This is a genomic window from Paraburkholderia sp. A1RI_3L (assembly GCF_048957895.1).
GTDB classification, from domain to species: domain Bacteria; phylum Pseudomonadota; class Gammaproteobacteria; order Burkholderiales; family Burkholderiaceae; genus Paraburkholderia; species Paraburkholderia kururiensis.
On the sequence record NZ_JARCHA010000001.1, the window covers coordinates 966,038 to 979,425 of the forward strand.

Annotated in this window: 11 protein-coding genes; all 11 read left to right on the forward strand. The window is 65.2% G+C overall.

Annotated elements, in window-relative coordinates:
* The first annotated feature begins 137 nt into the window (after window positions 1–137).
* The 11 genes from PXJ20_RS04550 (at window position 138) to aspS (ending at window position 13,259) form a co-directional block, all read left to right on the forward strand.
* The gene (locus PXJ20_RS04550) at window positions 138–4,250 is read left to right on the forward strand and encodes a DUF3683 domain-containing protein (RefSeq protein WP_421030261.1); all 4,113 of its coding nucleotides are present in this window, start codon (window positions 138–140) and stop codon (window positions 4,248–4,250) included.
* Between the two features lie 42 nt (window positions 4,251–4,292).
* Window positions 4,293–4,721: an HIT family protein gene (locus PXJ20_RS04555; RefSeq protein WP_017772686.1), complete on the forward strand. Its 429-nt coding sequence runs from the start codon at window positions 4,293–4,295 to the stop codon at window positions 4,719–4,721.
* A gap of 8 nt (window positions 4,722–4,729) precedes the next feature.
* Window positions 4,730–5,143, forward strand: coding sequence for a gamma-butyrobetaine hydroxylase-like domain-containing protein (locus PXJ20_RS04560; RefSeq protein ID WP_017772687.1), 414 nt, complete (start codon window positions 4,730–4,732; stop codon window positions 5,141–5,143).
* An 88-nt stretch (window positions 5,144–5,231) separates the two neighbouring features.
* Window positions 5,232–5,963: a bifunctional demethylmenaquinone methyltransferase/2-methoxy-6-polyprenyl-1,4-benzoquinol methylase UbiE gene (ubiE, locus tag PXJ20_RS04565; RefSeq protein ID WP_421030262.1), complete on the forward strand. Its 732-nt coding sequence runs from the start codon at window positions 5,232–5,234 to the stop codon at window positions 5,961–5,963.
* Between the two features lie 36 nt (window positions 5,964–5,999).
* Window positions 6,000–7,040 (forward strand): Tim44 domain-containing protein, encoded by a 1,041-nt coding sequence (locus PXJ20_RS04570; RefSeq protein WP_126877641.1) that lies wholly within the window; start codon window positions 6,000–6,002, stop codon window positions 7,038–7,040.
* 130 nt (window positions 7,041–7,170) lie between these two features.
* Window positions 7,171–7,806: a ubiquinone biosynthesis accessory factor UbiJ gene (locus tag PXJ20_RS04575; protein ID WP_421030263.1), complete on the forward strand. Its 636-nt coding sequence runs from the start codon at window positions 7,171–7,173 to the stop codon at window positions 7,804–7,806.
* 15 nt (window positions 7,807–7,821) lie between these two features.
* On the forward strand, window positions 7,822–9,402 hold the full coding sequence (ubiB, locus tag PXJ20_RS04580) for a ubiquinone biosynthesis regulatory protein kinase UbiB (RefSeq protein ID WP_421030264.1): 1,581 nt from the start codon (window positions 7,822–7,824) through the stop codon (window positions 9,400–9,402).
* A 52-nt stretch (window positions 9,403–9,454) separates the two neighbouring features.
* Entirely contained in the window at window positions 9,455–10,147 is a 693-nt protein-coding gene (locus tag PXJ20_RS04585) for a methyltransferase domain-containing protein (protein ID WP_421030265.1), read from the forward strand.
* A gap of 141 nt (window positions 10,148–10,288) precedes the next feature.
* Window positions 10,289–10,654 (forward strand): FmdB family zinc ribbon protein, encoded by a 366-nt coding sequence (locus PXJ20_RS04590; RefSeq protein ID WP_017772693.1) that lies wholly within the window; start codon window positions 10,289–10,291, stop codon window positions 10,652–10,654.
* A gap of 76 nt (window positions 10,655–10,730) precedes the next feature.
* Entirely contained in the window at window positions 10,731–11,390 is a 660-nt protein-coding gene (locus PXJ20_RS04595) for a DUF502 domain-containing protein (RefSeq protein WP_017772694.1), read from the forward strand.
* 66 nt (window positions 11,391–11,456) lie between these two features.
* On the forward strand, window positions 11,457–13,259 hold the full coding sequence (gene aspS / locus PXJ20_RS04600) for an aspartate--tRNA ligase (RefSeq protein ID WP_421030266.1): 1,803 nt from the start codon (window positions 11,457–11,459) through the stop codon (window positions 13,257–13,259).
* Window positions 13,260–13,388: the final 129 nt, after the last annotated feature.

A 13,388-nucleotide genomic window follows, 5' to 3' on the forward strand; every position in this document is an offset into this window, starting at 1 on the left:
GGCGCGGGCTTCACATCACGGTCGTCCGTAAATAGCAGACTATTTCGGACACGCTTCCCCAGAATGCGCCCCACGCGCACTGCCAGCCGGCGCTTACTGCACAGGTCCGCCGCGCTAGCCCACCGAGTCGTCCTAACATGAACGCACCTCAAGTTTTCGATCCCCACGGGGCCGCCGCGGCGGTGGCCGCCGATGCCGAGCCGCGCCTGCGCGAAATTCCCTATAACTACACGTCGTTCTCCGACCGCGAAATCGTCATCCGGCTACTCGGGGAAGACGCGTGGACGGCGCTCTCGGAACTGCGCGAGGAGCGCCGCACCGGCCGCTCGGCGCGCATGCTCTACGAGGTGCTGGGCGACATCTGGGTAGTGAGGCGTAACCCGTATCTGCAGGACGATCTGCTCGACAACCCGAAGCGGCGCGACCTGCTGATCGGGGCGCTCAATCACCGGCTCGCGGAAATCGAAAAGCGCCGCCGCGCCGATCTGCAGGAGCACAGCGACGAGGCGGGCATCGACCGCGCCGCGCGCGTCGAAACGCTGGTGGGCGCTACGCGTCGCGCCATTGACGACTTCGCCGCCGAATTCGCCCGGATGGCCGAGTTGCGCCGCCGCGCAACGAAGGTGCTGGGCCGCCGCACGCAGAAGGACAACATCCGCTTTGACGGCCTCGCGCGCGTGTCGCACGTGACGGACGCCACCGACTGGCGCGTCGAGTATCCGTTCGTCGTGCTCACGCCCGACACCGAAGCGGAGATCGCCGGCCTCGTGAAGGCCTGCTTCGAACTCGGTCTCACCGTGATTCCGCGCGGAGGCGGCACGGGCTACACGGGCGGCGCGGTGCCGCTCACGCCGTTCTCGGCCGTCATCAATACCGAAAAGCTGGAGCAGCTGGGCGCCGTCGAACTGACGGAACTGCCGGGCGTGGCCCGCAAGGTGCCCACCATCTATTCCGGCGCGGGCGTGGTCACGCGCCGCGTGACCGAGGCGGCCGAGCAGGCCGGCTACGTCTTCGCCGTGGACCCGACTTCGCTCGACGCGTCGTGCATCGGCGGCAACATTGCGATGAACGCGGGCGGCAAGAAGGCCGTGCTGTGGGGCACCGCGCTCGACAACCTGGCCTGGTGGCGCATGGTGGACCCGGAGGGCAACTGGCTCGAAGTCACGCGCCTCGAGCACAACCTCGGCAAGATCCACGACATCCCTGTGGCGCGCTTCGAACTGAAGTGGTTCGACGGCGAACACGCGCCGGGCGAAAAGCTGTTGCGCACGGAGACGCTCGACATCGAAGGCCGGCGTTTCCGCAAGGAAGGGCTTGGCAAGGACGTCACCGACAAGTTCCTCGCCGGCCTGCCCGGCATCCAGAAGGAAGGCTGCGACGGGCTCATCACGTCCGGGCGCTGGGTGCTGCACAAGATGCCCGCGCACACGCGCACCGTCTGCCTCGAATTCTTCGGCCAGGCGCGCGAGGCGATTCCGAGCATCGTCGAAATCAAGGACTACCTGTTCGAGACGTCGAAGCAGGGCGGCGCGATTCTGGCCGGCCTCGAACACCTCGACGAGCGCTATCTGCGCGCCGTCGGCTACGCGACCAAGTCGAAGCGCAACGCGTTTCCGAAGATGGTGCTGATCGGCGACATCGTGGGCGACGACGCCGACGCGGTGGCCGCCGCCACCTCGGAAGTGGTGCGCATGGCCAACGGCAAGAGCGGCGAAGGCTTCGTCGCCGTAAGCGCCGAGGCGCGCAAGCGCTTCTGGCTCGACCGCAGCCGCACGGCCGCCATCGCGAAGCACACCAACGCGTTCAAGATCAACGAAGACGTCGTGATTCCGCTCGACCGCATGGGCGAGTACACGGACGGCATCGAGCGCATCAACATCGAGCTGTCGATCAAGAACAAGCTGCAACTGCTGGGCGCGCTGGAAGCGTTCTTCAAGGCGGGCAAACTGCCGCTCGGCAAGAGCGACGACGCCAACGAGATTCCGAGCGCCGAGCTGCTGGAAGACCGCGTGCAGCAGGCGCTCGACCTGCTGCGGCACGTGCGCGCGCGCTGGGAATTCCTGCGCGATCACCTCGACATGCCGCTTGCCGAGGCGCAGCACCATCTGGTGCAACTGGGCTACGAGGCGCTGGCCGAAAAATTCGCCGACCGCGTGGACGTGCAGACCGACGCGAACGTCTTCCACGTCACCCAGGACCGGACGATCCGCGTGTCGTGGAAGCAGGAGATTCGCGCGGAACTGCGCCAGATCTTCAACGGCGGCGCGTTCAAGCCGATCCTCGACGAGGCTCAGGCCATCCACAAGCGGGTGCTGCGCGGCCGCGTGTTCGTCGCGCTGCACATGCACGCGGGCGACGGTAACGTCCACACGAACATCCCGGTCAACTCCGACAACTACGAGATGCTCCAGGACGCGCACGCCGCCGTGGCGCGCATCATGAAGCTCGCGCGTTCGCTGGATGGCGTGATTTCGGGCGAGCACGGCATCGGCATCACCAAGCTGGAATTCCTCACCGACGACGAGATCGCTGAATTCCGCGCGTACAAGCAGCGCGTCGATCCGCAAGGCCGCTTCAACGCGGGCAAGCTGCTCGACGGCGCGGACCTGCGCAACGCCTACACGCCGAGCTTCGGGCTCATGGGCTACGAGTCGCTCATCATGCAGCAGTCCGACATCGGCGCGATCTCCGCTTCGATCAAGGACTGCCTGCGCTGCGGCAAGTGCAAGCCGGTGTGCGCCACCCACGTGCCGCGCGCGAACCTGCTGTACAGCCCGCGCAACAAGATTCTCGCGACGTCGCTGCTGGTGGAGGCGTTCCTGTACGAGGAGCAGACGCGCCGCGGCGTGTCGATCAAGCATTGGGACGAGTTCAACGACGTGGCCGACCACTGCACGGTCTGCCACAAGTGCGTCACGCCCTGCCCGGTGAAGATCGACTTCGGCGATGTGTCCATGAACATGCGCAACCTGCTGCGCAAGATGGGCAAGAAGAAGTTCAACGCGGGCAGCGCGGCGGGCATGTTCTTCCTGAACGCCACCAACCCGCAGACCATCAACCTCGCGCGTACCGCGATGATGGGCTTCGGCTACAAGGCGCAGCGCCTCGGCAACGACCTGCTCAAGAAGGTCGTGAAGAAGCAGACGGCGCATCCGCCCGCCACCACCGGCAAGCCGCCCGTGGTGGAGCAGGTGATCCACTTCGTCAACAAGAAGATGCCGGGCAACCTGCCGAAGAAGACGGCGCGCGCGCTGCTCGACATCGAAGACAACAAGATCGTGCCGATCATCCGCAACCCGAAGACGACCACGGTCGATTCGGAAGCGGTGTTCTACTTCCCGGGCTGCGGCTCCGAGCGGCTGTTCTCGCAGGTGGGACTCGCCACCCAGGCCATGCTGTGGGAAGCGGGCGTGCAGACGGTGCTGCCGCCGGGCTACCTGTGCTGCGGTTACCCGCAGCGCGGCGCGGGCCAGTACGACAAGGCCGAGAAGATCGTCACCGACAACCGCGTGCTGTTCCACCGCGTGGCGAATACGCTGAACTATCTCGACATCAAGACCGTGGTGGTGTCGTGCGGCACCTGCTACGACCAGCTCGCGGGCTATGAATTCGAGAAGATCTTCCCGGGCTGCCGGATCATCGACATTCACGAGTTCCTGCTCGAAAAGGGCATCAAGCTCGACGGCGTGACGGGCACGCGCTACATGTACCACGACCCCTGCCACACGCCGATCAAGACGATCGACCCGGTGAAGCTCGTCAACGAACTCATGGGTTCGGAGAAGGACGGCTACCGCATCGAGAAGAACGACCGGTGCTGCGGCGAGTCGGGCACGCTGGCCGTCACGCGCCCGGACATTTCGACGCAGGTGCGCTTTCGCAAGGAAGAGGAAATCCGCAAGGGCGCGGCGAAGCTGCGCGGCATTCCGCTCGTGGCGCAAGCGGGCGCCAACGCGATCAACCCGGCCAACGCCGCAGCGGGGGCGGCCGGTGCCGCCGCGGGTTCGGTGCTCAAGGCCGGCGACGGTCCACAGCCGGCCGCGCCGCAAGCCAACAACGCCGCGGCGGACGTGAAGATCCTCACGAGCTGCCCGTCGTGTCTGCAAGGTCTCTCGCGCTACAACGAGGACGCCGGCATCGAGGCGGATTACATCGTCGTCGAAATCGCCCGCCATGTGCTGGGCGAAAACTGGATGGCGGATTATGTCGCGCGTGCGAACAATGGCGGAATCGAGCGCGTGCTGGTCTAATGGCACCGTTGCGGCATCCTGCCGATCTGCCTGAGGACAACGATGGATTGCGTATTCTGCCGTGAGGACGGCGGCGAGGTGCTTTGGCAGGACGACACCTTGCGTGTCGTCCTCGCCGACGAACTGGATTATCCCGGCTTTTGCCGGGTGATCTGGAACGCGCACGTTGCGGAGTTCTCCGATCTGGACGGCGGCGCGCGGGAACGGATCATGCACGCGGTGTACGCGGTCGAGCGCGCACTGCGCCGCGTGATGCAGCCCGTCAAGGTGAATCTCGCGAGCCTCGGCAACCAGGTGCCGCATGTGCACTGGCACGTCATTCCGCGCTATTCGAACGACGCCCATTTCCCCATGCCGGTGTGGGCGCCGCGCCAGCGCACCGTGTCCGAAAAACTTCTCGCCGCACGGCGCGCCCAAGCCACGTTGCTGCGCGACGCCGTGCGTAACGAAATCGAGCAGGCGCTCGCCTGAGGTCAATCATGAGTGGACTGAAACCCGATACGCCGGTGCCCACCGGCGTCGTCGTGCACGCGGTATCGCGCGTGCTGGAACTCCAATACGCCGATGGACGCAGCTACCGCGTGCCGTTCGAACTGATGCGCGTGTATTCGCCGTCGGCGGAAGTGCGCGGCCACGGGCCCGGCCAGGAGACGCTCCAGACCGGCAAGCGCGAAGTCACGATCACGGCGCTCGAAGGTGTGGGCAACTACGCGTTGCAGCCGACCTTCTCGGACGGTCACGCCACGGGCATCTATTCGTGGGACCTGCTCTATGACCTGGCCACGCGCCAGGACGAGCTGTGGGCCGAGTACTTCGCAAAACTGAAAGCAGCAGGCGTGGAGCGTGACGCGCCCATGCCCGCGCCCGCAGCCGCACACGGCCACTGTCATTAATACCGATCCGGCCGCGCCCTGATACGATGGCGCCTGCCGCGTATGGCGCGGCGCAACAATTCCGAACCCGCGACAAAGGACCAGCGCGATGAGCAAAACCCACTTCGGCTATCAGACCGTCGACGAACAGGAAAAAGCGAAGAAGGTGGCGGGCGTGTTCCACTCGGTCGCCTCGAACTACGACCTGATGAACGACCTGATGTCGGGCGGGCTGCATCGCGCCTGGAAGGCCTTCACGATCGCTCAGGCGAAGGTGCGCCCCGGCGCGAAGGTGCTCGACATCGCAGGCGGCACGGGCGATTTGTCGAAAGCATTCGCGAAACAGGCCGGCCCGACGGGCGAAGTCTGGCACACCGACATCAACGAATCGATGCTGCGCGTGGGCCGCGACCGGCTGCTGGACAAGGGGGTCATCACGCCGGCGCTGCTTTGCGACGCCGAGAAGATTCCCTTTCCGGACAACTACTTCGACGTGGTGACCGTCGCGTTCGGGCTGCGCAACATGACCCACAAGGACATGGCGCTTGCCGAAATGCGCCGCGTGCTGAAGCCGGGCGGCCGCGTGCTCGTGCTGGAGTTCTCGAAGGTATGGGAGCCGCTGCGCAAGTTCTACGACGTCTATTCGTTCAAGGTGCTGCCCTGGCTGGGCGACCGCTTCGCGAAAGACGCCGACAGCTACCGCTACCTGGCGGAATCGATCCGCATGCATCCGGACCAGGAAACTTTGAAGACGATGATGGAACAAGTCGGCCTCGATGCCGTCAAATATTACAATTTGTCAGCTGGCGTGGTAGCCTTGCATGTCGCGACAAAGTATTAGCGTTCTCAACTCGTTGTCTTAAAAGGAATTTCAGTCATGTCTGATGCGCGCTCGAAGTCTTTCAAAAGTCTTTCTCCCTCGTGGGCGGCGCGGATCGGACGGTTCGCGGTAGTCGGTCTGGTGGTCGTGGCGACATTCGCATCGCTCGATGCCGAAGCTCGGCGCATGGGTGGCGGTCGCACCATTGGCCGGCAGTCGTCTACCGTGACCCAGCGCCAGACTACGCCGCCGGCGCAGCAACCGGGGCAACCCTTGCAGCAGTCGGGCCAGACCGCTCAGGCGCAGCGGGCGCCCGCACCCACTCCCACGCCGGCCGCGGCGCCTTCGCGTTCGCGCTGGCTCGGCCCGCTCGCGGGGCTCGCCGCGGGTCTCGGCATTGCCGCGCTGCTGTCCCACTTTGGCCTGGGTGAAGCGTTCGCCGGCATGATGGCGAACATCATCGTGATCGCGCTCATCGCCATGATCGCGATCTGGCTGATCCGCAAGTTCATGGGCCGTCGCCGCGACGCGAACCAGCCCGCTTACGGCGCAGCGGGTGCCGGTCGTGCGGACGCTTATGCGGACGCCCATCGCGCCGGCGATTTCAATTCGGCGCGTGATGCAGCGGAGCCGCGATTCTCGGGCATGTCGTCGCTGCCTGCGGCTGCGAGCCCGGCCGCTGCGGCTGCAACGGCGTTCGAGCCGGCCTCTCGGGTCGCTGTGCCGGCCGGTTTCGACACCGAGGCGTTCCTGCGCAATGCAAAGGTCCACTTCGTGCGCCTCCAGGCCGCTTGGGACGCTGGCAACATGGACGACATTCGTGAATTCACCACGCCGGAAATGTTCGCCGAAGTGAAGATCGATCTCGACTCGCGCGGCGCGCAGGCGAACCAGACGGACGTGGTGCAACTCAACGCAGAACTGCTCGGCGTTGAAGACCGTGGCGGCGAGTATCTGGCCAGCGTGCAGTTCTCGGGCCTCATTCGCGAGACGGCGGGCGCGCCTGCCGAGCCGTTCCTCGAGGTATGGAACCTCTCGAAGTCGGCGCGTCGCGACGAAGGGTGGCTCCTCGCCGGCATCCAGCAGCTGACCCACTGAGCGCACTGACGCACGTCGTATCGTCCGTCTGGCCGACCCTCGGTACGGCCCGGTTCGGACGTGACGGACGTTACAATAGGAACCCGCGCGTGGCCTTCGCCCGCGCGGGTTTTTATTCCTCCACGTGCCGATGACCCTCGCCGCCAAGCCCTTTGCCGCTGCCGTCAATCACCTGCTCGCCCGCGAAACGTGGGCGCTCGAGCGTCTCGCTCCCTACGCCGGCAAGACAGCCCGGCTTGCCTGCCCGCCCGTCGTTCTCACCCTGCTCGTGAAGCCGGACGGCTACCTGGCGGCCGTGGACGAGAGCGACGCACATGCGTTCGACGTCACTGTTTCCGTGCCCGCTGATGCCGTGCCTGCGTTCCTGCAGGGCGGTCAGGCGGCCGTCATGAAGCACGTGAAAATCGAGGGCGATGCCGAATTCGCGACGACGATCGCGAAGCTGGCCGAACATCTGCGCTGGGAGCCGGAAGAAGATCTGGCGCAGTTGATCGGCGATGGTCCGGCGTGGCGCGTCTCGTCGTTGGTGCGCACAGCGGGCGAACACGCGCGCCGCGCGGGGCGCAATCTGCTCGACTCGGTGGCCGAATACCTGCTCGATGAAGACCCGCAACTGGTGCGCCGCGAGGCGCTTCAGGATTTCAGCGAGGAACTGGCGCGCGCGCGCGACACGCTTGCGCGCGTCGAGAAGCGCGTGGAGCGTCTGGAGCAGAAAATCGCTGGCGAGCGCTCGCGCACGACAGCTACATCGCGCCCGGCGCACTAGGTGATCGGGCCCGACATGCGTGTTCCGCGAGTTCTAAAGATCTTTTTCACCGTCATCCGTTTCGGACTCGACGAGATGATGCTCTCGCGCATCAACGACCGCCGCGTGCGGCTGTTGCTGCGTATCACCACTATCGGCCGGCGTTTCGACCAGCCGCCAGGGGTGCGGCTGCGGCTCGCGCTGGAAAGCCTGGGGCCGATCTTCGTCAAGTTCGGCCAGGTGCTGTCCACGCGCCGCGACCTGTTGCCCCTCGACATTGCCGATGAGCTGGCGCGCCTCCAGGACCAGGTGCCGCCGTTCGATTCGGACGTCGCCATCGGGCTCATCGAGAAGTCGCTGGGCGCGCCGGTGGGCGTGCTGTTCGACGACTTCGAGCGCGTGCCGGTGGCCAGCGCCTCGATCGCCCAGGTGCACTTCGCGAAGCTCAAGACCGGCGACCACGCGGGCAAGCCCGTGGCCATCAAGGTGCTGCGTCCCAACATGCGGCCCGTTATCGATTCCGACCTGGCGCTGCTGCGCGACCTCGCCGTGTGGGCCGAGCGGCTGTGGGCGGACGGCAAGCGGCTCAAGCCGCGCGAAGTGGTGGCCGAGTTCGACAAGTACCTGCACGACGAACTCGACCTCATGCGCGAGGCGGCCAACGGCAGCCAGTTGCGGCGCAATTTCGCGGGGCTCGACCTCCTGCTCGTTCCCGAGATGTACTGGGAGTTCTGCACGCCCACCGTGCTCGTCATGGAGCGCATGGTCGGGGTGCCCATCAGCCAGGTGGAGACGTTGCGCGCAGCCGGCGTGGACATTCCCAAGCTCGCCCGCGAAGGCGTGGAGATCTTCTTCACGCAGGTGTTTCGCGACGGCTTCTTCCACGCGGACATGCACCCCGGCAACATCCAGGTGAGCCTCGATCCGGCACACTTCGGCCGCTACATCGCGCTCGACTTCGGGATCATTGGCGCGCTTTCGGACTTCGACAAGAACTACCTCGCGCAAAACTTCCTCGCCTTCTTCAAGCGCGATTACCACCGCGTCGCGACGTTGCACCTGGAGTCGGGCTGGGTGCCGCCCAATACGCGCGTGGAAGAACTGGAAAGCGCCATTCGCGCCGTTTGCGAGCCGTACTTCGACCGGGCGCTGAAAGACATTTCACTCGGCCAGGTGCTGATGCGTCTCTTCTCGACCTCGCGCCGCTTCAACGTTGAAATCCAGCCGCAACTGGTACTGCTGCAAAAGACCATGCTCAACGTGGAAGGTCTGGGCCGCTCGCTCGATCCCGATCTCGACTTGTGGAAGACCGCGAAGCCGTACCTCGAACGCTGGATGAACGAGCAGATCGGCTTGCGGGGCTGGTACGAACGACTGAGAATCGAAGCGCCGCAGTGGAGCAAGACGCTGCCGCAGTTGCCGCGCCTGATTCATCACGTGCTGGCGCAGCGCCACGACAATCCCCATGCAGGCACGAGCGACGAAGCGATGCGGTTGATCCTGCTGGAGCAGAAGCGGACCAACCGGCTGCTTCAAGGGCTGCTCATGTTCGGCCTCGCCGTGGGCGCCGGTGCCGTGGCCGCCCGCTTGTGGCTCGCGCTCGCGTACGGCGGCTGAACGGGCGGCGCGGCTGCTCCAGATCCGACAGCACCGAGGGAACCAACACGCCATGACCGATCCGACCCATCCGGCTGTGCCACCCGGTGAACCGGGCAGTGCAGGAAAGACCGCCGCGCCAGCAGCTGCGCCGTCGGTCCCCGAATTCGAATCCCGCGATCCGCGCAACCCCGCGTTCTGGAACGAGCGCTTCGAGCAGGGCTTTACTCCTTGGGACCAGGCTGGCGTGCCGCCTGCGTTCGAAGCCTTCGCCGCGCGGCATCCGGGCGAGGCGATCGTGATCCCCGGCTGCGGCAGTGCCTGGGAAGCGTTGTGGCTCGCTCAACGTGGCCGCCAGGTGCGCGCCATCGATTTCTCACCGGCCGCCGTGGCCACGGCGCGCGCGCAGTTGGGCCCGCAGTACGCCCATGTCGTGGAGAAAGCGGACTTCTTCGCCTGGCAACCACCGTTTACGCCGGGTTGGGTCTACGAGCGCGCCTTTTTGTGCGCCCTGCCGCGGGATTTTTGGGCGCGTTACGCTGCGCGCATGGCCGACATCCTGCCGGAAGGCGGCTTGCTCGCGGGTTTCTTCTTCATTGGGGCTACACCTAAAGGGCCGCCGTTCGGCATCGACCGCGCCGAGCTCGAGGCTCTGCTCGAACCCAATTTCATGCTCGTGGAAGACGAGCCAGTGTCCGGCTCGATACCGGTCTTTGCCGGCCGCGAGCGCTGGATGACCTGGCAACGCCGCGCCGGCCGCTCTTGATCCGCGCGGTCTTCGCCCCCATCTGAAGCGCCGGTGGCCGCGCAACGCGCCGGCCGGTGAAATCGCCGGGCCGGCAGGCGTTTGCGGCTATAATTCAAGGCTTTGCAAGCGTTTATCAGATTTTCATCAGGGAACAGGATCATGCCGATCTACGCTTATCGTTGCGAATCGTGCGGCTTCCAGAAGGACGTGCTGCAAAAGATGAGCGATTCGCCTTTGACGCAGTGCCCCGAGTGCCAGAAGGACACCTTCCGCAAGCAGGTCACGGCGGCAGGCTTCCAGCTGAAAGGCTCCGGCTGGTACGTCACCGATTTTCGCGGCGGCAACAGTGGCGCCAGTGGCGCGAGCACGGGTGCGAAGAAGGAAACCGCGGCGGGGTCGTCGGAAACCGCTTCGGCCAGCAGCGACAGCGCGAGCGGCAGCAAGTCGGCCAGCGGTTCGGAAGGCACATCGGGCGCCGCACCGGCGACGACGTCCACCGCAGCCAGCACGACGGGCAGTCCCTGATACCCGAGCCGTCCCGTTCTGACCGAGGGGCGGCGCCCTCGCCGCGGCGCTTCGCCACGGCTCTCCGGCGGTACACATGACGACCAAGAAAGCGACGCTCAAATCGGTTTTCCTGACTGGCCTGCTCGTGCTGGTGCCTCTGGCCATCACGCTGTGGGTGCTCAATCTGATCATCGGCACGATGGATCAGACGTTGCTGCTGTTGCCGACAGCGTGGCAGCCGGAGCGCCTGTTCGGGTTCCATCTGCCGGGGCTCGGTGCGCTGCTTACGCTCGCGTTCGTCTTCGTCGTCGGCCTGCTGACCCAGAACCTCGTCGGGCAGAAGCTCGTGGAGGCGTGGAACGCCGTGGTGCGCCGCATTCCGGTGGTCGGTCCCATCTATACGAGCGTCAAGCAGGTGTCCGACACGCTGCTTTCCAGCAGTGGCAACGCGTTCCGCAAGGCGCTCCTGATCGAATACCCGCGCAAAGGTTCGTATACGATTGCGTTCTTGACCGGCATTCCCGGCGGCGACGTCGTGAATCACCTGAAGGAAGAATGCGTGAGCGTGTACGTGCCCACCACGCCTAATCCGACGTCGGGCTTTTTTCTCATGATCCCGCGCAGCGAGGTCGTCGAACTCGACATGACGGTCGACGCCGCGCTCAAGTACATCGTTTCGATGGGCGTCGTCGCGCCGTCGGCGCCGCATGTGGCGCCCGCGCCGCAGCGGCGCACCGTCGAGCCTCCGCTGTAACACCGGCTGGCGCCCGCCGTTGTGGGGCGCAGCCGTTCAATTCCTGAATAACGAAAGACGAACATCATGTCGATGAGATCTGAATACTGCGGTCTGGTGACCGAACACCTGCTGGGCCAAACCGTGTCGCTGTGCGGCTGGGTGAGCCGGCGCCGCGACCACGGCGGCGTTATCTTCATCGACCTGCGCGACCGGGAAGGCCTCGTTCAGGTTGTCTGCGACCCGGACCGCGCCGAGATGTTCAAGACGGCCGAAGGCGTGCGCAACGAGTTCTGCGTACAGGTGAAGGGCGTGGTGCGCAACCGTCCGGAAGGCACCACGAACGCGAACCTCACGAGCGGCAAGATCGAAGTGCTGTGCCACGAGCTGACCGTGCTGAATCCGTCGGTCACGCCCCCGTTCCAGCTCGATGACGACAACCTCTCGGAAACCACGCGCCTCACGCACCGCGTGCTCGACCTGCGCCGTCCGCAGATGCAGCACAACCTGCGCCTGCGCTACCGCGTGGCGATGGAAGTGCGCAAGTACCTCGACGCGAAGGGCTTCATCGACATCGAAACGCCGATGCTCACCAAGAGCACCCCGGAAGGTGCGCGCGACTACCTCGTGCCGTCGCGCGTGAACGCAGGCCAGTTCTTCGCGCTGCCGCAGTCGCCCCAGCTCTTCAAGCAGCTCCTGATGGTGGCGAACTTCGACCGCTATTACCAGATCGTGAAGTGCTTCCGCGACGAAGACCTGCGTGCCGACCGCCAGCCCGAGTTCACGCAGATCGACTGCGAAACGTCGTTCCTCGGCGAGCAGGAGATTCGCGACCTGTTCGAAGAGATGGCGCGCCACGTGTTCAAGGAAACGATCGGCGTGGAACTGGACACGAAGTTCCCGGTGATGCAGTACTCGGAAGCCATGAGCCGCTTCGGCTCGGACAAGCCCGACCTGCGCGTGAAGCTCGAATTCACCGAACTCACGGACGCCATGAAGGACGTCGACTTCAAGGTGTTCAGCACGCCGGCCAATACCAAGGACGGGCGCGTTGCAGCCCTGCGCGTGCCGAAGGGCGGTGAGCTCTCGCGTGGCGATATCGACAGCTACACGGAATTCGTGCGCATCTATGGCGCGAAGGGCCTGGCGTGGATCAAGGTCAACGAGGCTGCGAAGGGCCGCGACGGCCTGCAAAGCCCGATCGTGAAGAACCTGCATGATGCGGCCATCGCGGCGATCATCGAGCGCACTGGTGCTCAGGACGGCGACATCATCTTCTTTGCCGCGGACCGCGCGAAGGTGGTGAACGATAGCCTCGGCGCACTGCGCCTGAAGATCGGCCATTCGGAGTTCGGCAAGGCGAACGGTCTCGTCGAGGCCGGCTGGAAGCCGCTGTGGGTGATCGACTTCCCGATGTTCGAGTACGACGAGGAAGAGAACCGCTTCGTCGCTGCGCACCATCCGTTCACAAGCCCGAAGGACGAGCACATCGAGTATCTGGAAACGGATCCAGCCCGCTGCCTCGCGAAGGCCTACGACATGGTGCTGAACGGTTGGGAAATCGGCGGCGGTTCGGTGCGTATCCACCGCGAGGAAGTGCAGAGCAAGGTGTTCCGCGCGCTCAAGATCGGTCCGGAGGAAGCGCGCGCCAAGTTCGGCTTCCTGCTCGACGCGCTCCAGTATGGCGCGCCCCCGCACGGTGGCATTGCGTTCGGCCTCGACCGTATCGTCACGATGATGGCCGGCGCCGATTCGATCCGCGACGTGATCGCGTTCCCGAAGACGCAGCGTGCGCAGTGCCTGCTCACCCAGGCGCCGAGCGAAGTGGACGAGCGTCAGTTGCGCGAACTCCACATCCGCCTGCGCACGCCGGAACAGAAGGCGCAGTAAGCCGCTGGCGTGGCCGCACGCAAGCGGCACACCGTTTCCGCACAGCACAGAAAAGGCGCGTCACGCGCCTTTTCTGCTTTTTGCGCTACATTCGTACTGGCCGGCTGCCAGGCGCCGCAAGCATCGAAT